Source organism: Litorilituus lipolyticus, from assembly GCF_006439335.1.
GTDB lineage: Bacteria > Pseudomonadota > Gammaproteobacteria > Enterobacterales > Alteromonadaceae > Colwellia > Colwellia lipolytica.
The window spans coordinates 36,430-59,920 of record NZ_SAWY01000041.1 but is presented as its reverse complement, the minus strand read 5'-3'; the positions used below and the strand labels follow the sequence as shown (position 1 = coordinate 59,920).

At 38.7% G+C, this 23,491-nt stretch carries 22 protein-coding genes, 1 other RNA gene and 2 pseudogenes; 9 read left to right on the top strand and 16 right to left on the bottom strand.

What is annotated here, in order from left to right; translation table 11 throughout:
• Positions 1 to 58: 58 nt before the first annotated feature.
• The 5 genes and pseudogenes from EPA86_RS17065 to EPA86_RS17045 form a co-directional block, all read right to left on the bottom strand.
• A pseudogene (locus EPA86_RS17065) lies at positions 59 to 250 on the bottom strand (DUF2933 domain-containing protein); the annotation flags it as partial.
• A gap of 54 nt (positions 251 to 304) precedes the next feature.
• Positions 305 to 2,905: a heavy metal translocating P-type ATPase gene (locus EPA86_RS17060; RefSeq protein WP_140605603.1), complete on the bottom strand. Its 2,601-nt coding sequence runs from the start codon at positions 2,903 to 2,905 to the stop codon at positions 305 to 307.
• Positions 2,906 to 2,997: 92 nt separating this feature from the next.
• On the bottom strand, positions 2,998 to 3,420 hold the full coding sequence (locus EPA86_RS17055; RefSeq protein WP_140605602.1) for a hypothetical protein: 423 nt from the start codon (positions 3,418 to 3,420) through the stop codon (positions 2,998 to 3,000).
• 264 nt (positions 3,421 to 3,684) lie between these two features.
• Positions 3,685 to 4,452, bottom strand: a complete 768-nt coding sequence (locus EPA86_RS17050; protein WP_246058476.1) for a slipin family protein — start codon at positions 4,450 to 4,452, stop codon at positions 3,685 to 3,687.
• Between the two features lies 1 nt (position 4,453).
• Positions 4,454 to 5,833 carry an NfeD family protein gene (locus EPA86_RS17045; protein WP_140605600.1) on the bottom strand — a complete coding sequence of 460 codons (1,380 nt, stop codon included), beginning with the start codon at positions 5,831 to 5,833 and terminating at the stop codon, positions 4,454 to 4,456.
• A 176-nt stretch (positions 5,834 to 6,009) separates the two neighbouring features.
• Between EPA86_RS17045 and EPA86_RS17035 the strand changes: the two are divergent.
• A pseudogene (locus EPA86_RS17035) lies at positions 6,010 to 6,911 on the top strand (IS3 family transposase); the annotation flags it as partial.
• Here the strand turns inward: EPA86_RS17035 and EPA86_RS18535 are convergent.
• The 4 genes from EPA86_RS18535 to rsmI all read right to left on the bottom strand — a co-directional run bounded on the left by EPA86_RS18535 (position 6,902) and on the right by rsmI (position 9,462).
• The gene (locus EPA86_RS18535; protein ID WP_425462588.1) at positions 6,902 to 7,030 is read right to left on the bottom strand and encodes a hypothetical protein; all 129 of its coding nucleotides are present in this window, start codon (positions 7,028 to 7,030) and stop codon (positions 6,902 to 6,904) included. The pseudogene EPA86_RS17035 and the gene EPA86_RS18535 overlap by 10 nt on opposite strands.
• 389 nt (positions 7,031 to 7,419) lie before the next feature.
• An RNA gene (gene rnpB, locus EPA86_RS17030) (RNase P RNA component class A) lies at positions 7,420 to 7,828 on the bottom strand.
• A 44-nt stretch (positions 7,829 to 7,872) separates the two neighbouring features.
• Positions 7,873 to 8,544 carry a type 2 periplasmic-binding domain-containing protein gene (locus tag EPA86_RS17025; RefSeq protein ID WP_140605597.1) on the bottom strand — a complete coding sequence of 224 codons (672 nt, stop codon included), beginning with the start codon at positions 8,542 to 8,544 and terminating at the stop codon, positions 7,873 to 7,875.
• Between the two features lie 69 nt (positions 8,545 to 8,613).
• Positions 8,614 to 9,462, bottom strand: coding sequence for a 16S rRNA (cytidine(1402)-2'-O)-methyltransferase (rsmI, locus tag EPA86_RS17020; protein ID WP_140605596.1), 849 nt, complete (start codon positions 9,460 to 9,462; stop codon positions 8,614 to 8,616).
• 91 nt (positions 9,463 to 9,553) lie between these two features.
• On the opposite strand from rsmI, the gene EPA86_RS17015 reads away from it, so the two are divergent.
• The 4 genes from EPA86_RS17015 to dolP all read left to right on the top strand — a co-directional run bounded on the left by EPA86_RS17015 (position 9,554) and on the right by dolP (position 13,124).
• On the top strand, positions 9,554 to 11,509 hold the full coding sequence (locus EPA86_RS17015) for a penicillin-binding protein activator (protein ID WP_170309689.1): 1,956 nt from the start codon (positions 9,554 to 9,556) through the stop codon (positions 11,507 to 11,509).
• Positions 11,496 to 11,882, top strand: a complete 387-nt coding sequence (locus EPA86_RS17010) for a YraN family protein (RefSeq protein ID WP_140605594.1) — start codon at positions 11,496 to 11,498, stop codon at positions 11,880 to 11,882. The genes EPA86_RS17015 and EPA86_RS17010 overlap by 14 nt, the downstream gene beginning before the upstream one ends.
• A 70-nt stretch (positions 11,883 to 11,952) precedes the next feature.
• Complete coding sequence (locus EPA86_RS17005) at positions 11,953 to 12,543, top strand: phosphoheptose isomerase (RefSeq protein ID WP_140605593.1); 591 nt, start codon at positions 11,953 to 11,955, stop codon at positions 12,541 to 12,543.
• Positions 12,543 to 13,124, top strand: a complete 582-nt coding sequence (gene dolP, locus EPA86_RS17000; protein WP_140605592.1) for a division/outer membrane stress-associated lipid-binding lipoprotein — start codon at positions 12,543 to 12,545, stop codon at positions 13,122 to 13,124. The genes EPA86_RS17005 and dolP overlap by 1 nt, the downstream gene beginning before the upstream one ends.
• A 99-nt stretch (positions 13,125 to 13,223) precedes the next feature.
• On the opposite strand, the gene EPA86_RS16995 is transcribed toward dolP, so the two are convergent.
• The 7 genes from EPA86_RS16995 to rplM form a co-directional block, all read right to left on the bottom strand.
• Positions 13,224 to 13,724 carry a ClpXP protease specificity-enhancing factor gene (locus EPA86_RS16995; RefSeq protein ID WP_140605591.1) on the bottom strand — a complete coding sequence of 167 codons (501 nt, stop codon included), beginning with the start codon at positions 13,722 to 13,724 and terminating at the stop codon, positions 13,224 to 13,226.
• Positions 13,724 to 14,365 carry a stringent starvation protein SspA gene (gene sspA / locus EPA86_RS16990; RefSeq protein WP_140605590.1) on the bottom strand — a complete coding sequence of 214 codons (642 nt, stop codon included), beginning with the start codon at positions 14,363 to 14,365 and terminating at the stop codon, positions 13,724 to 13,726. The genes EPA86_RS16995 and sspA overlap by 1 nt, the downstream gene beginning before the upstream one ends.
• Positions 14,366 to 14,474: 109 nt before the next feature.
• A complete protein-coding gene (locus tag EPA86_RS16985; protein WP_140605589.1) occupies positions 14,475 to 15,176 on the bottom strand; it encodes a cytochrome c1 in 702 nt (233 codons plus the stop codon).
• Positions 15,173 to 16,438, bottom strand: coding sequence for a cytochrome b (locus tag EPA86_RS16980; protein WP_140605588.1), 1,266 nt, complete (start codon positions 16,436 to 16,438; stop codon positions 15,173 to 15,175). Before EPA86_RS16980 ends, EPA86_RS16985 begins: the two co-directional genes overlap by 4 nt.
• Positions 16,438 to 17,028: a ubiquinol-cytochrome c reductase iron-sulfur subunit gene (petA, locus tag EPA86_RS16975; protein WP_140605587.1), complete on the bottom strand. Its 591-nt coding sequence runs from the start codon at positions 17,026 to 17,028 to the stop codon at positions 16,438 to 16,440. The genes EPA86_RS16980 and petA overlap by 1 nt, the downstream gene beginning before the upstream one ends.
• A 448-nt stretch (positions 17,029 to 17,476) precedes the next feature.
• Complete coding sequence (rpsI, locus tag EPA86_RS16970) at positions 17,477 to 17,869, bottom strand: 30S ribosomal protein S9 (protein ID WP_140605586.1); 393 nt, start codon at positions 17,867 to 17,869, stop codon at positions 17,477 to 17,479.
• Positions 17,870 to 17,872: 3 nt separating this feature from the next.
• Complete coding sequence (rplM, locus tag EPA86_RS16965) at positions 17,873 to 18,301, bottom strand: 50S ribosomal protein L13 (protein WP_140605585.1); 429 nt, start codon at positions 18,299 to 18,301, stop codon at positions 17,873 to 17,875.
• Positions 18,302 to 19,036: 735 nt separating this feature from the next.
• Between rplM and EPA86_RS18485 the strand changes: the two genes are divergently transcribed.
• The 4 genes from EPA86_RS18485 to EPA86_RS16945 all read left to right on the top strand — a co-directional run bounded on the left by EPA86_RS18485 (position 19,037) and on the right by EPA86_RS16945 (position 23,474).
• On the top strand, positions 19,037 to 19,483 hold the full coding sequence (locus EPA86_RS18485) for a pilin (protein ID WP_211664966.1): 447 nt from the start codon (positions 19,037 to 19,039) through the stop codon (positions 19,481 to 19,483).
• A gap of 99 nt (positions 19,484 to 19,582) precedes the next feature.
• Entirely contained in the window at positions 19,583 to 20,290 is a 708-nt protein-coding gene (locus EPA86_RS16955) for a hypothetical protein (RefSeq protein WP_140605583.1), read from the top strand.
• A gap of 127 nt (positions 20,291 to 20,417) precedes the next feature.
• A complete protein-coding gene (gene pilB, locus EPA86_RS16950) occupies positions 20,418 to 22,118 on the top strand; it encodes a type IV-A pilus assembly ATPase PilB (RefSeq protein ID WP_140605582.1) in 1,701 nt (566 codons plus the stop codon).
• 126 nt (positions 22,119 to 22,244) lie between these two features.
• Positions 22,245 to 23,474, top strand: a complete 1,230-nt coding sequence (locus EPA86_RS16945; RefSeq protein WP_425462587.1) for a type II secretion system F family protein — start codon at positions 22,245 to 22,247, stop codon at positions 23,472 to 23,474.
• Positions 23,475 to 23,491 lie beyond the last annotated feature (17 nt).

Below are 23,491 nucleotides of genomic sequence, written 5' to 3'. Positions count from 1 at the left end.
AGGTCTCTTCTTTTTCGTTATGTTCAACAGAATGGGAGTGGCCGTGACTCTCTTCACCGTGACTATGTTTACCATGACTTCCGTGCATAAAGACATGCATTAACGGACATAACAACAAGATTAAATACGGAAGAAATTGCAGAACATGATGTCCATGTTCAAAAATAAGAAAATAGGTTACCGCTGCAATCAGTGCTAATGCCGCCCACCCTGTTGGTGTCGACCAAAATTTAGGGTGATTGCTGTTCATGTTGGCCTCCTATTAACATTACGTCATAAAAAGTAGCGGTGATTTTCCTCATAGTTATTCTTTCACCTCTAGCTTTACTTTTTTCAATAAGATGGAGTTTCCAATGACAGTCAGTGAACTAGTCGTCATTGCGACAACACCGACCATTGGGTGCAACAAACCCAGTGCTGCAATAGGAATCGCAGCTAAATTGTAGAACCAAGCCCAAAAAAGGTTTTCGATAATTTTGCGAAATGTTGCTTTGGATAAGCGAATAGCTTCGACAAGCTTACTCAATTGCCCCTGGACTAAAGTAACGTCAGCAGCCTCAATCGCGACATCAGCGCCAGCACCAATGGCAATCCCCACATTAGCTTGCTTTAAAGCTGGAGCATCGTTAATACCATCACCTACCATAGCTACGCGGTTGCCATAATCTGCTTGCAGTCGTTTAATAGCATCTACTTTTCCTTCTGGTAAAACACCAGCCAATACCTTGTCGATACCAACGAGTTTAGCAACATACTTAGCCGTTCTTTCGTTGTCACCAGTTACCATAGCAACCTTGATACCCATTTGGTGTAATGCAGTAATCGCTGATTTAGAATCTTTCTTAATCGTGTCAGCAACAGCAACTAACCCAGCGGCTTTACCTTCAATTGCGACCAACATTGCGGTTTTGCCTTTGCTCTCCAAAGAAATTAATGCCTCTTCAAGTTTTCCAATTTCTATATCAAAATCTGCCATCAGGCGACGGCTACCAACATACACTTTTTGACCATGAACTAAACCTTCAACACCTCGTGCTGTTATTGATTTAAACTGCTCAACTTCAGGAACAGTTACCCCCTTGGCTCTTGCTCCTGCTGCAATAGCCTGACCAAGTGGGTGTTCGGATCCTGCCTCCACCGACGCAGCTGCAACTAGCACCTGACTTTCATCAAAAGATTCAACTGTTATCACATCCGTTAATGAAGGCTTACCTTCAGTAATCGTGCCTGTTTTATCTAACACGACTATTGCAATGTCTTTTAGAGTTTGAATGGCTTCACCTGAGCGGATCAGCACACCTCTTTCTGCGCCAATACCAGAGCCCACCATAATGGCTGTCGGCGTCGCTAGTCCCAAGGCACAGGGGCAGGCAATTACTAGCACAGCAACTGTCGCCAAAATTGCAGCCATAAGCGGTGTTAAGGTGGGATCAACCCAAGGAAGAAAGTTTGCCCCCCATGATAAAACGGGACGCAAAGTATCGGCCATCATTAACCATAGAATAAAACTTGTAAATGCAATGACAATAACCCCCGGTACAAAACGCGAGGTTACTTTGTCAGCAAACTCCTGGATCGGCACTTTTGAGCCTTGCGCTTGTTCAACCAATCTGATTACTTGTGAAAGAAAAGTGTCATTGCCAACTTTAGTTGCCCGTATTTTAATCAGTCCTTCTTTGTTAATCGTGGCGCCTATTACCTTATCACCAAGTGACTTTTCGACGGGCACCGATTCACCTGTTGCTATGGATTCATCTAAGTGACTTCCCCCATCAACAACCTCTCCATCAGTGGGCACTTTTGCTCCAGGACGAACAAGCATAATGTCACCAACAGCTAGTTCACTAATGGCAATTTCCTCTTCTTTACCAGAGCGCAGTACAGTAGCCGTTTTTGCGCCTAAGGTGAGTAATCGTTTGATAGCCTGAGAGGCTCTTCCTTTAGCACGCGTTTCAAGATACTTACCTAGTAAATGAAAAGTCATAATGGTAGATGCCATCTCAATAAATGACGTCATTGGATATACAAAGCCAACTAAACCGATGAAATAAGGAGGTAAGCTTCCCATTGATATCAGTACATCCATATTGGCGGTACGATTAGTTAAGGAACGCCATGCTGAACGGTGGGTTGACATACCACCTTTTAAAAATACGACCGGAAAAGCTAAAAGAGCCACTATCAACAAATAACCGGGTATTGGTTGCCAAAACATTTGCGGGATCATTAAGGTCATGATCAACGTCGTTGGGATGGCAGCAAACCACAATTTCCGTTTAGCGTCATTAAGGTAGCGTTCTTCAGAATTTGAATCAATGACCGTATCGCTCCCGCCAGCCTGAGCCATCGTTACTTCATAACCAGCGTTAAACACAGCTTGTTTAATATCTTCTGCGCTAAGATATTCTTTATTAAAATCGACCGTTATCTTATGTGTACTAATATTGGTCGTTATCACATAAATACCAAATAACCGTTTGATCGAAGTACTGATCAAGCCTGCGCAATGGTTGCTCCCCATCCCCTGCACATCAAGCACTACTTGCTGCGTATTTTCTCCCTGCGCTGATTCAATCTCGTACCCTGCATTTTCAACTGCTTCTTGTAAGTCTTGTAGCAATAGCCTTCTACTGTAACTCACAGACACTCGATGTAAGGCAATATTAGTGTCAACAGATACTACGCCACGTAGTCTTGACAGAGATTGTTTAATCAAGCCTGCACAATGATCAATGCCCATTCCCAGTACAATGATCTGTGCTGTGATTAATGCTTCACCACTTTCTATAGCTGGGCTAGTATCCTGATTTAGTGGTTTAGTTGACTGTTCACAGCAATGCTTAGCTTTCAAAGTCGATTGTTCGCTTTCTTTTTTCAAAGCGATATCATTTGACTCACGTTTCATTTTTAACTCCTATTGAAGCTACCACTGAATTTAATTATTCAATGGTGATCATTTGAGGGGAGTTGCATAAAAATAATGCACTAATCCCTTGATTAGCCAATAATTGGAGGGCGATAAGGTAAGAGATGAATACCAGAATTTGTAAAAGCTTTTAATTGAATGAGCAGTTCAGGATGAACTTTTTCACCACTAGCAACTAATGTTTTTGCAAGATAAGCGATCGAAAGAATATTCCCACAAAAGCCACAACCACAGCATAAACAATCACCTACGTGACATTTTCCATGCTCGTCTTCAGCCTCATTGAGGGGTGCATTCATTGATTGTTCAGGGTGAGGGGGCAGAGACGTATTTGTTACTAGCTGATGCTCGTCGCCATTTGGTTGCATCATATGTATATAAGCAGGCTTATATGAGTGTTTCTCAAACGCTATTGCTCTGCTAATAGTAAAGCTATGTTGCCCAAGCAACACGGTTATCATTACAATTTTAAACCAGACGAAGAACCTAAACATGGTAATTCCTTCTATAGGAGGCTAAGTATAGCAATTCATCTAACCCTCTTATGTTCTGAACAACTTAATCTCGAAACTTTTGTTGAGCAAAGCTGTTTATGCTCTTTTGGCGATAGCGCATCATTAGATGTATGATTCGTTACACATTACAATAACGCATATAAGCCACACCTTCTCATATGTTCACAAGTCGGCAGATCTCATAGTGCACGAATGTAGCCAACTAACTACTCCCCTAGAACGAGAGTTTCATTTACTACATGACTACTTTTCTGTTTTTGGTGATTGTTTCACTTGTTCCTTAAATAAAGTATCCATTAAACCCATCGGCATTGGGAATAATATTGTTGAATTTTTCTCCCCTGCAATTTCTGTCAGTGTTTGTAGATATCGGAGTAAAATTGCATTTGGCTCTACCGCTAAACTATTAGCAGCCGACACTAGTTTTTCTGAAGCTTCCATTTCACCGGAGGCATGAATCACTTTTGCGCGCCTGGTTCGCTCTGCTTCTGCTTGCTTAGCGATAGCTCTGATCATATTTTCATTTAGGTCAACATGCTTTATTTCGACATTTGAGACCTTTATGCCCCAACCGTCGGTTCTGGCGTCTAGGATAGTTTGAATATCAGCATTTAACATTTCTCGATTTGCTAACATCTCATCGAGTTCGTGTTGACCGAGAACAGAGCGTAGCGTTGTTTGTGCTAATTGCGATGTCGCCTGTAGATAGTTTTCAACATTGATGACAGCTTTTTGTGAATCTATCACCCTAAAATAAAGTACTGCGTTGACCCTAACAGAAACGTTGTCACGGCTGATAACATCTTGGCTAGGTACATCCATTACTACCGTACGCAAATCAACTCGCACCATTTGTTGAATAACAGGGATCACTATAATAAGCCCTGGGCCTTTAACCGTTTGAAATCGACCAAGAAAGAAGATAACGCCGCGTTCATACTCTCTTAATACTCTAAACACACTCATTACGATAGCCAATGCTAACAAGGTAATAATTGCAGGCATCAACATATTAGCGATTATTAGTGGTTCCATCTTGTATTACTCCTCTATGATTTGGGGTGACAATTAAAACTAAACCAGTGATGGCCAACACGGTAACAACCTGTCCTGCTGTAATTGCATGTTCGCTTCTCGCAGCCCAGCGTTCTCCGCCCATTAGTACAAATCCATGTTTTTTAAAACTGTTAAGTGCAATTGCCTGTGCACCAAGGATTGATTCTTGTCCGGTAACGACTGTTTTTTTTCTTATTTTCCATAAAGTACCTAGGACAAATAAGCTAAACAGTAGTGACATAAGTGCTAAAGTAGAGATCAATTCTATTGATACTCTAAAGTAGACTTGTTCAGTGTCGATAAGAAATATTGAGCCAATAACAAAAGCAATGACACCGCCAATACCAAATAGGCCAAAACTTGGTAAGAAAGATTCGGCCACGAGTAAACTGATCCCCAATATCAACAAACCAAGACCTGCATAATTGAGAGGCAATAACTGCAGGGCGTACAAGCCAATAAGCAGTGATATTGCTCCTGTTATACCCGCAACCCCCATACCTGGGCTGTAAAATTCGAGTAATAAACCATAAATACCTACTAGCAAAAGGATATAAGCGATATTAGGGTCTGTTATAGTGGCAATAAACTGACTGCGCCAATCAGGCGTTCGATGATCAAGAATTGAATTACTCAAGTTGAGCCGTTTTTGGCTATTATCGACATTAACTATTTGCCCATCTAACCTTACGAGTAATTGCTCGGGTGTATCAGCAAGCAGATTAATCACATTTTGTTCCAGTGCTTCCTTGGCTGTTAGGGTAGCCGCCTCTTTGACCGCCAATTCGGCCCATTCAACGTTTCGGTTGCGTAACTGAGCCAATGAGCGAATGTAGGCGATGGAATCATTAAGTACTTTCTTTTCCATCGCACTTGGCTCATCAGATGTTTTTTGCTTGTTTTTGTCGTCTGTTGCAGGTCCGCCAATCGTTACCGGTGTTGCGGCGCCTAAAGTGGTCGCTTCAGCCATTGCTGCAATATGGCAAGCATAAAGGATATAAGTGCCAGCGCTGGCTGCCCTCGCTCCTTGCGGATAAACTAAACAAGCAAGGGGGATGCGGGAACTTAAAATGGATTGATTAATGTCTCGTAAACTAGCACTTAACCCACCAGGAGTATCCATCGTAAGAATAATTAATGGCGTCTGATTTTGGTTGTTTATTCGAGTTATTTCTCTGGTTAGATAATCACTTACTGCCGGTCCGATAGCTCCGTTGATAGACAATACTGGGACTTCTACCATGTTATTGACGGTACTTGATGGTGCTGACAGATCCGACTCAGCAGATAATAAACAGGGAAAGCATAATAGCACCCCGATAACCCAGTCACGCATAAGAATATTCCAGATTGTTACTTTAGTGTAGTTCAAATATATTAAAAGCCGAACATATTTTGACTTATCTTAAACACTCCTTTTAGTGTGACTGTAATATTTGTAGTGGCATAGTGATTTTGGCCACCTAATTAGAGGATGTTATGATTAATTCATAGCAGTATTAGGTGAATAAAATGGCGAAGAAATCCCGTAAAAATTTCAGCCCTGAATTTAGATTAGAAACAGCACAATTGGTACTCGACCATGGTTATACCCACGAAGAAGCCGCTAAGGCAATGAATGTTGGGTATTCCACCATTGGTAAATGAGTCAAACAGTTAAGAGAAGAGCGTAAAGGTAAAGCCCCCCAAATAACACCAATGACGCCTGAGCAGCTTAAAATACGAGAGCTAGAGAAAAAGTCTTAACGTATTGAATTAGAAAAGGAAATTTTGAAGAAGGCTACAACTCTGTTGATGTCGGACTCAATGAACAATTCGAATTAATCGAAAAACTCAATCAGAGCCATAAAGTAAAATATTCAATAAAACTGTTGTGTGGAGTGTTTGGTGTTCATCGCAGCAGTTATAAATACTGGGCGTTACTTGATAATTCGCTTTCAACAGAAGAGCTTACACAGCGTGCAGAAGTTAAAGCTGCTCATGAATTAGGTGGTGGTTCTGCTGATGCTAGAGCCGTAGCTGACATTGTGACACAAAATGGCATAAACCTTAGTCGTTACCATGCGACAAAGTTTATGAAAGGTCTAGGATTAGTTAGCTGCCAATTGCCGCAACATGCATACAAGAAAGCGTCTAAAGAGCATGTTGCAATACCGAACCTGCTTGAACGACAGTTTAGCGTTACTGCGCCTAACCAAGTTTGGTGTGGTGATGTGACCTATATTTGGACAGGAAACCGTTGGGCTTATTTAGCTGTAGTTATTGATTTATTTGCCCGTAAGCCTATTGGCTGGGCGATGTCTCATTCGCCAGATAGTGAGCTAACGGTTAAAGCATTGACTATGGCGTATGAGTTACGTGAAAGGCCAGAAAATTTGATGTTCCATAGTGATCAAGGCAGCCATTATACAAGTTGTTTAATCAAAGAAACTAAAGGTGAAAGCCGATCTAAAACAACAACAGCCACACTAAGTTTTTTTGTGCGTAAACAAAGCCTAACTTCCCTGGTTCCCAGACGCTTAGGTACTTTCATCCTGAGATAAAAAGTCTCCTTTCTGCGATTTAAATGCTTAAAACCCACTACGGCTTGCATTGCTTCACTACTCAATTGTTAAGACAAAAGATCTTAAATTAATACGGTGTAACATTTTGTGTATCACACCTGCCTACGAATTCATTAATCTTTTGAAATTTTTGAAATAAATACTATAACTGGAGCCTGGCAGAAACAAAAATAAGCCTAAACAAGCATTTCGGATAATTTCAGGAAAATCTATAGCAAATAAATGTGTGCTAGTAATGAAAGATGACTACTAAAATTTTTAGAGAGGTGCACCAAATGGCGCGCCATTTTCTTGAACGTAACCATTTGATAACAAAAGATTTTAGTAAGCTGCTCACTAATGCAAGCAGCTACTAAAACTTGCGAGTCAACACATAAGCCGGGTTTTGTATCTTCCGAAGAAGTGACAATCATTCGTCTAGGCCTTAAATCGCTCTAAGGCTCAAGCAACCTACCCGGTTTCCGCGCGAGCCACGCGTATACTATTTAAAGTAATGAAACCCTATTTGGTCTTGCTCCGGGTGGAGTTTACCCTGCAATTACTGTTACCAGTAACCCGGTGCGCTCTTACCGCACCCTTTCAGCCTTACCTGTTCCGCAAGCGGTCATCGGCGGTCTTCTCTCTGCTGCACTTGTCGTCGGCTTGCGCCGCCCAGGCGTTACCTGGCACCCTGCTCGTTGGAGCCCGGACTTTCCTCCCCTTTATCTGTCTACCCTTTGTCGAAACATTAGGCACAACGATAAAGCAGCGATTGTCTAGTCAACTCGCCGCGCATTCTATCTTATCGTGAGGTTAACGCCAACCTTAAACTTTAATTCTTACTGAAGTTCTGTTTTATTGCGTGAGTTATTCTAGGAAGAATAGTTTTATGGCGTTTGTGAATATAATGATAAAGGTTTACAGCTTCTATTTCATTTGAATGAAATTCCTTAGAAGCATTCATGGCGTTCAACAATTTTTTCGATAATAACGTTTTTGAAGTAATCAGTACATCGACTCTTTTGGCTTTTAACATAGCAACCGCTTGTTCATATGAGTCTGTAACAAAGTGCTCAATACCGTGTTCTTTTAATCGCCTATTAATAGAGACAAAACCTCTTAACGTTACTACTTTATATGGCTTAAGTGATAGCCAAGATGAAGCATTAATACTTTTTTGAAAGGAGAAACTGTTTAATGTGAATTCAAAAACTGGAATAGGTACTTTAATATAATCTTTTAATAAATCACTTACTTCAGCTACTCTCGCTAATTCAGCATCGACCCAATCTGATTTGATTGCTGATTCTAAAGATCGTTGAGTTGGTAAATGGATAATTTCTGCTGCTATATCGATGTCTTTATATGATTGAATTATCTTACGCTCAAGCTCGGGGGCAATTTGCGCAATTAAAGGAGCGGATATTTTGAATACTTCATCATTTGCTAGTACACAGAAGCTACACGAAATAAAACAGATTGTTAGCCAAATACCTTTGAGCATAGGTGTTTTGCATCCTTATAATCTGAGCTTCTACACTCCCTTAACGTCTAGAACATATTAAATAATAGGCTATTTTAACGATAAAGCTATATCGTATAACGCGTTTTTCTTAACACCATGTATTTCTGCTGCAATAGCACACGCCTTTTTAGGCTTCATTTCAGCTAATAGTAATGTCAATGTTTTGATGACTTGCGGAGGAATTTCACTTGCATCATTTTTGTGTCCCTCAATAATGAGCACCATTTCGCCTTTAAGTTGATTAGCATCTTGCTCAAGCCAACTAACAAAATTTTCAGCAGTATCTGAATGTATTGTTTCAAAGGTTTTCGTGAGTTCGCGTGCTATAACCACATAACGAGCGCTACCTAAAGTTTCGACAATGTCTTTTAAGGTATCGATTGCTCTTCTTGGTGCATCATAAAACACCATCGTTCTCTCTTCATGCTTTAATGCACTTAATGTCGTTTGTCGTGCGCCTGACTTTGACGGTAGAAAACCTTCAAAACTAAACCTGTCGGTCGGCAAACCTGCAACTGATAATGCTGAAATGGCGGCACATGCTCCAGGCACAGGTGAAACTGAAAGGCCAAGGCTTCTACAATGTCTTACTAAATGAAAACCAGGATCACTTATTAATGGTGTTCCCGCATCAGAAACAAGTGCAATGCTTTTCCCTTCTTGCAACATGGATGCCATCTGATCTTGTCTCTGCCTTTCATTATGGTCATGCATCGACAGTGTTTTATTTTTGATAGAAAAAGCCGACAGTAACTTTCCTGTATGACGCGTATCTTCACAGGCGATTATATCTACCTGTGTTAGCACTTCTATAGCCCTTTGAGTAATATCAGCCAAATTGCCAATTGGCGTTGCGACGATATATAAGGTACCAGGATTTACAATACTATTATTCATTTGGCTATACTTCATTGATTTAGTTGAGACCTTGACTGATGAGGTTTATTATAAACCACTACTGATAGCAAAATGCACGGATTTATTCATTGTGGGTCAAATTAATTTTTTCGTATTCCCTCGTTCTCGCTTTACATACAATAGAAAAATTACCAATGGCCTAAATTCGGCCAGCTTTTATATGGCTATTGGATTATTTTTACTGACTTTATCAAGTTGTAGTAACCAAAAAGCGATGCCAAAGAAGCAACCTATTGTTAAAAGCCATGAAGAAGTTGTGGTTGACCCATTACCGTTATCAGCAGAACAAACACTAAAGTTCGCAGCAGAATTACCTCCTGAACAAGCTATTCTACATTTGATAGCTGCGAGTGAACTTTATCTACAAGAGAAAAACTACCCTAAAGCACTTTGGCTTGCTGATAAGACAATGGCTATTATCGCTAATGATAATCATCAACTCGCCAATAAAATATCTTTACTGCAAGTTAAAGCCACTAGCTTAATGGCCCTAGATAAAGCCAGTCTGAGTAAAGAGCAGCTCCATGCTATACATCAACTTTCAGCTGACAATAACATCTCTTTATCAATAGATTACTACCAAACTTTAAGTAAAGTTATGTCAGCCAGCGCTCAGCCCATTGCAGCCTTAGAGGCTGATTTTCATGTTTTTGCATTAGATGGCTCTTTAACAAATGAATTAGCAACAGAGGAAGTGAAACAACTTTGGCAAAAACTGCAAGCGTTATCAGCTTGGCAGTTCGCACAATTTTCAAAGAGCGAAGTCCCTTTTGGTAAAGGTTGGGTGCAATTGATGCAATATGCCAATAAATTTGGCCATGATAAAGTGCAATTTGACCGCTATTTAACTCAATGGCAAAGACAGTTTCCTACTCACCCTGCCACGCCAATTGCTTTATCATTACTCGATAAAGAAAGTGCTACAAATCAATCTGAAAATATAGCCATTTTGTTACCTTTATCAGGTAAACAAGCCTCTGCAGGTGTAGTAGCTCAACAAGGAATTTTGGCAGCCTATAAAAATGATGAAAGCAAACATTTACACTTTTTTGATACACACCAACTAAACTGGCAAGAATTGCCGGCAAAACTGAATGATAGCAATATAGATTTTGTTATTGGCCCTTTGCTGAAAAATGATGTTGAGAGCTATTTAGCGATTACAAAAACGACAGAAGATGATTCGAAGACACAAAACACCACTTCCTTACCTACTTTATTACTTAATTTACCAGATAAAAACGCGTTAGACTCTAATCAAATGGCATTATCTATGAGGCCTGAAGATGAAGCTGTTCAAGCAGCAACAACATTAAGTAATTCCAATTATAAAATGCCTGTAGTACTAAGCCATCAAGATAAGGTTAGTAAACGCATTGCGAACGCCTTTGTTGCACAATGGCAAGTAATGACCGGTAATAATATCGACATAGTCTTTTTTGAGAAAGGCAAGAAAATGCAAGCTAATTTAAAAGCAAGCCTCGATGTAGACAGTAGCCAAAACCGAATTGATGAACTTAAGGGCCGATTACAGCAGACCCTTAAATTTCAAACACGTAACAGACGCGATATTGACATGATTTACGTTGTTGGCTCTGCTGAACAAACTCGTTTAGTTAAGCCATATATTGATGTCAATATCAGCCCTTTTGCTAATGTTATTCCTGTTTATGCTAGCTCTCGCAGCCACAGTAATAAAAAAGATAATAGTAGTCATAGAGACTTACAGGGCTTAACGTTTACTGAAATGCCTTGGTTACTTGAGTCTTCACAGCAAAACACTACATTGAAGCAAATCAGCCAGCAATTATGGTCTAAGCGAAGTGACAGTTTATCTAGAATATTTGCCATGGGTTACGATAGTTACAACTTAGTTGACAAAGTCAGCTTAATGCAGAAAGCACCTTATATTAGGCATTATGGGCAAACAGGTATATTGCAGCTTAATGATAACAATATTCTTACCAGAAGCCTCATTTGGGGACGTTATCAGCAAAATCAGGTGATTAACATTGTTATGGACTAAGCAAAATACTTCAACGAAAACCACAAAACAACTTGGTGACTTTACCGAGGAGTTAGCTTCAAATTTCCTTCAAAAGCAAGGCCTCACTTTTGTTGCTAAGAACGTACACTGTCGACAAGGCGAGCTTGATCTCATCATGAATGATGGCAATACATTTGTCTTTGTAGAAGTAAAATATCGTAAATCGACTCAATTTGGTGGTGCTATTTCAGCTGTTTCTGCCGCTAAACAAACAAAAGTTAAACATTGCGTAACATTTTACCTGCAACAACAAGGGTTAAATGAATATAATACTCCTTGTAGAATTGATGTTGTCGCCTTACAAGGTAACATTGAACAACCTGACATCACTTGGATTAAGAATGCCTTTTAAAGCCAGTAGGCATTGATAACCCAAATAATACATTATTAATTAAATACGTTAAGCGGAGAGATAAATCGCTATGCTAGAGCAGATCAAAGACAACTTCACTGAAAGCATACAAACGCAAATTGCTGCTAGTGAAATGTTAGCTCAATCGATAGAACATGCAGGCATGACCATAGTGCAAGGATTACTTGGAGGCAATAAAATAGTTACTTGCGGTAACGGCGGTTCAGCTGGGCACGCACAACACTTTTGTGCTCAATTACTCAATAAATACGAAACTGAGCGGCCTAGCTTGCCTGCTATTTCGTTGAATAGTGATATAGCTACGCTAACCTCTATCGCTAATGACTACCAATATGACGAAGTCTTTTCAAAGCAAATTAGGGCATTAGGTAATAACGGCGATGTACTCATCGCCATTTCTACTAGCGGCAACTCTAGAAATGTTATCAAAGCCATCGAAAGTGCCGTGTCTCGTGATATGCCTATTATCGCCCTTACTGGCAATGACGGTGGCGATATCGCCGGTTTACTGGGTGAATCAGACGTTGAAATTAGAGTCCCTTCTCATCGAACATCACGTATACAAGAAGTACATTTAATGGTATTGCACAGTTTATGCGAAATTATTGACACTATGCTTTTTCCACAAGGAGACTGCTAATGTTAATTAAATCTAGCAGCATTAAACTTGCGGGTATCATTATGGCTTTGTTAACTCTTCAGGGGTGTGCTGTTGCAACTGTGGCTGCGATCACTGCTGGGGCAACTATGGTGAGCGATAGACGTAGCATAGGAAAACAGATTGATGATCAAACCATTGAGTTTAATGCACATAATGAATTGGCCAAACAAAAATCAATCAATGATAATACTAACTTACATGTAGTCAGTGTGAATGGCTCAGTATTAGTTGTTGGCCAAGCACCAAATACTTACCTTAGAGATCTCGCAATAAAAACCGTTACAAATGTCGCTGGTGTTGTCCAAATTCATAATCAGATACGCATCAGTTCCAATACCTCAGTTACCACGCAAACTAACGATATTTGGTTAACCTCAAAAGTAAAATCAGCATTATTTGCTAGTGACGAAGTGAATGTTAAAGACATTAAAGTTGTTACTGAAAATGGCGAAGTATTTTTAATGGGATTAGTATCGAAAAAAGAAGCAAACGCTGCTGTAAATGTTACGCGAAACATCAGTGGTGTAAGCCGAGTTTTTAAGGCTTTTGAATACATTTAGTCTTGCCATAATTACTGTAATACTTCATTAAATTTATGACAAAAAAATACCTCTTGATAGAGGTATTTTTTTGAATACAAAGCCTGTGTTGTTAAGTTATTACTTAATTATTTTTAAGCTTGGCTTACCTTTCTTTTTACTCTTGCCGTCTTCTTGCGATGGTTTTTCATTACCGCTAGAGCTTACACTACTTAAACTTGCCTTCGGCTTAGTTTTTTCAGGCGCGCTTTGTGCTAGTTCGTCTGGCTCCAGCTCATCTTCACTAGGATGTTCTATTGGCAAAGATGTACCTGCGCCATTTTCTTTAGCGTATATTGCGCCAATAGCACCATATGGTACCGTGAGATGCTCTAACTTGCCGCCGAAACGAGCGCTAAATTCAATTTCTTTTGGCCCTAAAACAATGCTTCCTACGGCTGATGATGCAATATTTAAAACTATTTGCCCATCTGCCACATAGTTCATTGGAACTAAAACACCATACACATTAACATCAACAACAATATAAGGTGTTAAGTCATTGTCTGAAATCCAATCATAGAAAGCCTTAACTAAATAAGGCTTATTTGAACTCATCGACGCAAGAGTTGGCCCCGACATTATGCTGGGTTACCAAAACGTAATTCACGCTCAGCTTCAGTCAAAGATGCTTGGAACGATTCACGTTCAAACAAACGTAACATATAAGTCTTAAGCTCTTTTGAACCTTGACCCACTAATTCAATACCAAAAGCTGGTAAACGCCATAAAAGTGGTGCTAAGTAACAATCGACTAAGCTGTACTCTTCACTCATAAAGTAAGGTGCTTCATTTAATATAGGAGCAACACTTAACAAGCTTTCTTTTAATTCTTGACGTGCTTTTGCCGCTTCTTCAGCAGTACCTGAAAGGATTGTTTTAGCTAAGCTGTACCAATCATTTTCAATACGGTGCATCATTAAACGACTACGTCCACGAGACACAGGGTATACCGGCATAAGTGGCGGATGAGGGAATCGTTCATCTAAATATTCGATGATGATAGAAGCTTCATATAATGCCAATTCACGATCAATTAAAGTTGGCACTGTACCATAAGGGTTTAAATCTAATAAATCTTCTGGCAAGTTTGCTAAATCAACTAAATGAATATCAACGCCTACGCCTTTCTCTGCCAACACAATACGTGCTTGATGGCTATACATATCATCAGCATGTGAGTATAAAGTCATCACTGAACGTTTGTTTGCTGCTACGGCCATAAAGCCTCCTATTCCATAATTCTTTAATTAACAATTTTCTAAAACTAACAAAGGGGTATTTAATAGCTAGCTATTAAATACCCCTACAATTTCTTCTAGTACTAAAATATTAGTGTACGTCTTTCCAATATTCTTTCTTAAGTAAATAAGCCAGAATAAAGAAAATAAAAATAAAGATTAGTACTTTAACACCTAAAGCTTTACGCTCTAGTTTATTTGGCTCACCAACATACTCTAAGAAGTTTGTTAAATCACGAATCACTTCATCGTACTCTTCAGCTGTTAAACTGCCGCCTTGTGCTGGTGTCAATTTACCACTTTCGTCAATTGAACTGACACCTTGAAGATCTTGTAATACATGTGGCATACCAACATCTTTAAATATTGTATTGTTCACACCAAATGGACGAGACTCATCAATATAAAAAGAACGTAAGTAAGTATAGATCCAATCAGGGCTACGTAATCTAGCTTCTAAAGTTAAATCTGGTGGCGCAGTACCAAACCATGCTGCAGCTTCTTTCTTTGGCATGGTATTCGTAATATGATCGCCAACTTTCTCACCAGTATACATATAATTTTCAATACCATCCGCCTCTTCAATACCTAAGTCGGTAAAAGTACGGTTGTAACGTTGATATTGTAATTGGTGACAACCTAAACAATAGTTTATATAGGTTTTAAAACCACGTTTTAATGATTCTTTATCTGCTAAATCATTATTAGCGCTATCTAGTGGTAAGCTTGGGCCTGCGGCAAAAGCTAACACAGGTACTAGAGCGAACACTGCTAAAATAAATTTTTTCATTATTTACTCACCCTCTCTGGTACTGGCTTGGTATTTTCGTTTTTACTGTAGAACCACAGCGCAATAAAAAAACCAAAGTAACCAAAACTTGCTATTGTGCCAATCAAGTTATTTAACGGCGTAGCAGCTTTAGTTCCTAAAATAGCCAAAACTATAAAACTGATAGTGAATTGGAATAAATTCACTTTATGCCAAGTACAACGGAATTTCATCGATTTAACAGTACCGCGATCAAACCAAGGTAAAGCGAATAACATGATGATTGCACCAAACATCGCTACAGCCCCTAATAACTTATCAGGTACAACACGTAAAATGGTATAGAAAGGACCAAAATACCATACTGGCACAATATGCTCAGGAGTTTTTAAACCATTAGCTGGCTCAAAGTTTGGCGCCTCAATAAAGAAACCACCACCTTCAGGGGCAAAGAACATCACCCAACAGAAGATGAATAAGAAGAAAGCAACACCCATAATATCTTTTACAGAATAATACGGATGGAATGGAATCGCATCAACAATATCGTATTTGTCTGTGTAATGTTTATGGAACTTGAATTTGCTCAATTCTTCAGGCTTAACAGAACCTTTTTTCTTCTTAATCTCAGTACCGTCAGGGTTATTTGAACCTACTTCATGTAAAGCAAGGATATGTAAAAACACTAAAATAACTAAAACTAAAGGCATCGCAATGACATGCAAAGCAAAGAAACGGTTTAATGTAGCGCCAGAAATAACGTAGTCACCACGAATCCACTGCGTTAAATCATCGCCAATAACAGGAATTGCACCAAACAGGGAAATAATTACTTGTGCACCCCAGTATGACATATTACCCCAAGGTAATAAGTAACCCATGAATGCTTCAGCCATTAATACTAAAAAGATCAACATACCGAAGATCCACAATAATTCACGTGGCTTTTGGTAAGAACCGTACATCATACCGCGGAACATATGTAAATAAACCACGATGAAGAAGAATGAAGCACCCGTTGAGTGCATATAACGTAATAGCCAACCGTAATCGACATCACGCATAATATATTCGATTGAAGCAAATGCTCCATCGCCAGACGGCTCATAGCTCATTGTTAACCAAACACCTGTAAGGATTTGGTTAACTAGTACTAACATGGCTAAAGAACCAAAAAAGTACCAAAAGTTGAAGTTTTTAGGTGCAGGATACTGAGCTAAATGTTTATTCCAACAATCAGTAACAGGCAAGCGCTTGTCAATCCAAGCCATAAAATTAGCGAACATTACGCCTCTCCTTGACCAACACCAATCAATAAGGTGTCTTCACTTGTGAATGAATGCTCAGGAACCATTAAATTCAATGGTGCAGGAACGCCTTGAAAAACACGACCAGCCATATCAAATTTACTACCATGACATGGACAGAAGAAACCTTCACTAACGCCTTCAACGAATTGGTCAAAGTCACCATTATGGTGTGTTGGAGCACAACCTAAATGAGTACAAACACCTAGCGCTACCATAAACTCAGGCTTTATAGAGCGATAAGCATTTTTAGCATATTCTGGTTGTTGTGCTTCTTCAGAGTTAGGATCACGTAATTGATCGTCAACTTTAGCTAAATCATTAACGGTCTTCTCTGTTCGACGAACTACATAAACAGGTTTACCACGCCATTCAGCACGGATTAATTGACCTGGTTGTATTTTCCCTACATTGATTTCAACTGGAGCACCCGCAGCTTTCGCTCGAGCACTAGGATTCCAGGAACCAATGAAAGGCACAGCCACGCCGACCACACCAGCACCACCAACAACTGCAGTAGCAGCAGTTAAGAAGCGACGGCGGCCATTATTCACAGGCACATTGCTCATTCATACTCTCCAACTAAGACACTAACCCAACAATTATTATTTATACGTTACTCAATAAACTCTAAACAAAAAGTACGCATTAAATTTGTTTTCGTTAGATCAAATTCATACCAAGCGGTATATCGATAAAAAAATTTTTCTGATCATAAAGAAATACCCTGTTTTTTACAAGGTAAAAACGGAGTAAGTACACTAAAAATAGCAAAAAATTAGAACTATTTTTTATTCGATTTTAATAATGCTCAATTAGGAATAATTGCGATTTCCATCTATAACAGGTGTTGAACTTTTTAGAGCCTGTATTGAATAATGCAAAATCGGTAAAACAGAGCAACACAGATATTATGAACAGTATTTCGAGTTACTTTATTTTTTAAGAGGAAGAAAAAGGCAAGCAATAAAAAAGCCGACATAAAGTCGGCTTTTGCAAAGTATATTCGAATGAATATTAACGTTTTGAGAATTGTGGACGTTTACGTGCTTTATGTAAACCAACTTTCTTACGTTCAACTTTACGCGCATCACGAGTAACGAAACCAGCTTTACGTAGATCGCTACGGAAAGTTTCATCGAACTCCATTAATGCACGAGTAATACCGTGACGAATTGCACCAGCTTGACCAGAAATACCACCACCTACTACAGTGATGTTAAGGTCAAATTTCTCTAGCATTTCGACTAACTCTAATGGTTGACGAACAACCATACGAGCCGTTTCACGACCAAAGTATACAGAAATATCACGATTATTAATTGTGATTGCACCGTTACCAGCTTTCATGAACACACGAGCAGTAGAGCTCTTGCGACGACCAGTACCGTAATATTGATTATCAGCCATTGTCTACAGCTCCAAAAGTTGTGGTTGTTGTGCAGTATGCTTGTGCTCAGAACCAGCATACACTTTAAGCTTACGGTACATTTCACGACCTAAAGGACCTTTAGGAAGCATACCTTTAACAGCAAATTCAATTGCACGTTCTGGCGCTTTTTCCATTAGTTTTTCAAAACTAATTTGCTTAAGACCACCAGGGAATTCAGTATGCGAGTAGTAAATTTTACCTTTCGCTTTGTTACCAGAAACACGAACTTTCTCTGCATTGATAACAACGATGTAATCGCCAGTATCTACATGAGGAGTGTATTCTGCTTTATGCTTACCGCGTAAACGGCTAGCAATTTCAGTAGCGATACGACCAAGAGTTTTGTCTTCGGCGTCCACTAAGAACCATTCGCGTTGTACGCTTTCTGGTTTAGCTACAAAAGTTTTCATTAAAAAACCCAATTTTAAAAATGTTACTTAAAAAACAAGCTAACGTTTTGTTAGTTTGTCGGTTAAAAAGACCACGCTATTGCCCCTTCGAGCATCGAGTCCAGCGCCCATATTTACTGACCGTTTAATAATTTTGCTTAGTAAACTAAGTCATAAATAATAGACATTTGTAACGTAGGGAGCGCGGATTATACAGAACATCCACGAAAAGATCACGCCTATTTTTTAATCTTTTGATACATTTATACCTAATAGCGGCAAAAGTAATAAACATTTAACGGCTGGTGATTAATACTTTATCTTCCCAAAGCTGTCCCAGCATTAAATAGAACAATTTCACATTTAATACTCTTATAATGGTTATTAGAAGAAAATCACCTTGGTCGATTTGTTTACTCATACATTAATGTACATCTGTACAATTCCATATTCCAACTATTGATTACCATAAAAATAGCTCTACATTAGAGTTAAACACGTAGTTAATACATGCAACGTGTTGCAAACAAAGGCTATCGTGTCTACACATAAGAAAAAGAAAAGAAGTAAAATTCTTGCAAATAAAAGTTAACTTAAGGTTAAGAATGAGTTATAAAAGACCCGATTGTTGAATAATCAGCAAAAAAATCAAAAAAAAGTGCTACAAAATTTTACATTTGTGAAAAAGTGTCGCAATATAAATTCAGCCCCCGTAGAAAATTAATGGAAGTATTAACTATGAAAAATTTACAACAAATGAAAAACTCAGCTCAAAAGGGTTTCACCCTTATTGAATTAATGATCGTTGTAGCGATTATCGGTATTCTTGCAGCTGTAGCATTACCTGCATACAAGACTTATGCAGATAAAGCTAAGTTCTCTGAGGTTGTTCTAGCAACGTCTTCTGCTAAAACAGCAGTTGACTTATGTATTCAAACGGGTCGTGGTGGTGCTCCTGCAACGCCTGATCAATGTGAAACAATTCCTGTTGTAGCTGGTTGGAGTGCATCTACTATTGTTAGTGGCGTTACAATTGCAGCGCCATCTGCAACGACATACACAGTAACAGCAGTATCTATCGGTGATTTTGGAACAGCAACTAATCCAAATGTCGTATTTTTAGCTACTCTAAATGCTAATGCTACTACTGCGACTTGGACTTTAGATGGATCAAGTACTTGTTTAGCTGCTGGTGTATGTTAATAAGAACGTAAACAAATATAAAATAAACCTTTTGTTTTTAAAAAACTCCCTTCGGGAGTTTTTTTTTGTGATAAATGTGTATAAATTAGCAGGTGAATAATGAATTCATTAAAAATAAGGTATTTCTATCGACATCTTATTATTAGTATCCTCATAGTCGGTAGTGTGACATATATATGCCAGCTTATATGGTTTCCTTCCCCTTTTATTGAGCTTGATGGTACTTGGCGAGCATTATTAGTGCTAATAGGTGTAGATATAACACTTGGCCCTCTTTTAACATTAATCCTAGTAAACTCCAGTAAATCAAAGTTTGAATTAAGATTAGACATGTTAGTTATTGTTCTACTTCAAGCTTCTGCGCTCATATTTGGTTTATCTAAGATCGAGCAAGAGCGGGTCTGGGCGATTGTCCACTATGATGGGGCTTTTCATTCAATAACAAAAAAAGATATTTCTGAGTCTGAATATAAAACCAAACTTAATTTACCTCAATTCCAAAAAATTTATTTTGCTATGATACTTGAAAAAGATGTAAATAATCATACAAAACAAGAGTCTACAAGCTTTTTATTTTCACCAACCATTTATAAAAATATAACTAAAGAAGAAATAGAGAAACAAAGCTTTTCCTATGATAATTTGCCTGAATATATACAAAACAAATACCAAAACAAGTATATTTTCAAAGGCCTTGCCGGTAAAAAAAGAAATGCGGCATTAGTTTTCAATCCAAATATGAAACTAATAGATATAGTATTGCTTCCAGAACAAAGCGAGCCTGAAAATATATCAAGTAATAATTAATAATAGAATTCGGTATTTTTTAAGATTAAAAGAAGATAAATCTCTTTGTTCTTTTATACGATTTTAAGTTACACTGAAAGTGTGCTCTCAGTATTTCAGTAAATCCAAAAGGTTATAACCATACGTTATGAAAGGAAGTCATCAGCAATCAAGCGTTCTTTCAGCGCTATCAAAGCAAAACCTCATTCCTGACGAGTCGGTAGACGAGATCTGGGAGGGTTATGCCAATAAAGCCAAACCCTTTGTTCGGTACTTAGTTGAAGATAAAAATATTGATGGATTAAAAATAGCAAAAGCACTTTCTAAAAGTTATGGTTACCCTCAAATACAATTGTCTAGTTTTGATACCAGCCTCGTTCCTGAAGGGGTTAGGAATGAAAAGCTTATAGTTAAGCATAATGCGTTACCCCTCTATTTAAGAGGTAAGGTATTGTTCGTTGCTATGTCAGATCCAACAAATTTGGATGCACTTGAAGAGATTCAATTTAATACTGGCTATAGTACTGAACTTATACTCTGTGATGAAAAAAGCCTTCAATCCTGTATCGAAAAAGTATTAGAAGATGAAAATGATGCGCTTGAAATATCAGATATTGACTCTGAAGAGCTTGCGGATATAGATGTACATGAGGCTAAGAAGGATGATGACCCCGTTACAGGTGAAGACGACGCGCCTATCGTTGTTTTTATTAATAAAATATTATTAGATGCGATAAAAAAAGGCGCTTCCGATCTGCACTTTGAACCTTATGAGAAAGCATTTCGTATCCGTTTTAGGGTAGATGGTATTTTAACTGAAATAGCCAGACCTCCTGTTTCTCTTGCTTCCAGAATGGCTGCTCGCCTGAAAGTTATGTCTAAGCTTGATATAGCTGAACGTCGAGTTCCCCAAGATGGCCGAATAAAGTTAGCTTTGTCACAAAAAAAATCGATAGATTTTCGTGTGAGTACCCTACCTACTATGTGGGGCGAAAAAATCGTAATGCGTATTTTAGACTCTTCAAGTGCTATGTTAGGCATTGATATGCTTGGCTACGAAGCCGAACAAAAAGCTATTTATATGGATGCCTTAGCACAACCTCAAGGTATGATATTAGTAACTGGACCCACAGGTTCTGGTAAAACAGTTTCTCTTTATACTGGCTTAAATATTCTTAATACACCTGAACGTAATATTTCAACGGCTGAAGACCCTGTGGAAATTAACTTGGAGGGCATTAACCAAGTTCAAATTAATACAAAAGCTGGTTTAACTTTCCCAAGTGCTTTGCGTTCTTTCCTTCGACAAGATCCTGATATTGTCATGGTAGGTGAGATTCGTGATCTTGAAACTGCCGAAATTGCCATTAAAGCAGCACAAACAGGTCACCTAGTATTATCGACCCTCCATACTAACTCTGCTGCTGAAACCTTAACACGTTTGCTTAACATGGGCGTACCTTCCTATAACGTAGCCAGCTCAGTTTCAATTATTATTGCCCAACGTCTAGCTCGTCGTTTGTGCCCTCAATGTAAAGAAAAAGAAGAACTATCTGAAAGCCAATTAAGAGAACAAGGCTTCCCAGATGATAAATTATCTGAAATCACTTTATTCAAACCCGTAGGCTGTACTCACTGTACGGGTGGTTATAAAGGTCGAGTAGGTATTTATGAAGTTATTGAAATTACACCAACTATTTCAACTATTATTATGGAGGGAGGAAACTCCCTTGACATTGCAACACAATGTCAAAAAGAAGGTTATAACAATTTAAGACAATCTGGTTTAATAAAAGCTATGAACGGTATGACAAGCTTAGAAGAAGTTAACCGAGTAACTAGCGCTTAATTACGAATTAATGTAATTTATAAAGACCATAATTTGGTAGTAATAATATTATAATAATGCAATCACAAGCTAACATTGTATTTTCAAAAGGAAGTTGTGAATTGACTAGGTAAACTTATGGCAAAAATAAAGAAAGCAAATAAAACTAAAGAGTTAGACACTTTTATTTGGAGCGGTGTAAACCGTAAAGGTAAAAAAATCAACGGTGAACTCACTGCTAATAATGTAATAGAGCTTAAAGCACAGTTACGCAAGCAAGGTATTACACCTAGTAAAGTAAAGAAAAAACCTAAGCCAATGTTTGGACTAGGTAAAGACCAAGCAATTAAACCAGCTGATATTGCTGTCATTACTAGGCAAATAGCTACTATGCTAGGTGCTGGTGTTCCATTAGTGCAAACTATAGAAATGATCGGTAAGGGGCATGATAATGGCAATATGCGTAAACTACTGGGAGAAGTTGGTAATAAATTAGCTTCTGGTATTCCTTTGTCTGATTGTTTACGTGAACACCCACTTTATTTTGATGATTTGTATTGTGATCTGGTAGCTTCAGGCGAGCAATCCGGTGCGTTAGAAACCATCTACGGTCGCATTGCCACCTATAAAGAAAAAGCCGAAGCACTTAAGGCTAAGATCAAAAAAGCCCTAACTTACCCTATAGCTGTTTTAGTTATTGCTGCCATTGTAACCAGTATATTACTTATTTTCGTGGTGCCCGTTTTCGAAGAAATCTTTAATAGTTTCGGTGCTGAGTTGCCAGCCTTTACGCAATTAGTTTTAGCAATATCTGATTTCATGCAGAATTATTGGTACTGGGGACTTGCGGCAATCTTTGGTGCTGGATTTCTATTTAAAAGAGCACACCGAAACAGCCAAAAATTTCGAGACAGTGTGGATAGAAAAATTTTAAAACTGCCTATTATTGGTGATTTGCTAGAAAAAGCGGCTGTTGCTCGGTACGCACGGACGCTTTCAACAACATTTGCTGCCGGTGTCCCTTTAATCGACGCTTTAGAGTCAGCTGCAGGTGCCTCTGGTAATGCAGTATTTAGAGATGCCATTCTTGAGATTCGAGCTGAAGTTTCTTCTGGTATGCAAATGAACTTAGCCATGAGGAATTGTAAAATTTTCCCTGATATGGTTATTCAAATGGTTGCTATTGGTGAAGAATCAGGTGCGGTCGATGATATGCTATCTAAAGTAGCAAATGTTTATGAAGCCGAAGTAGATAATGCTGTAGATTCATTAACAAGTCTTCTTGAGCCTATGATAATGGCTGTATTAGGTGTTGTTATTGGTGGTTTGATCATTGCGATGTACCTACCAATCTTCCAAATTGGTATGGTTGTATAACTCTAACGAGGCAATCT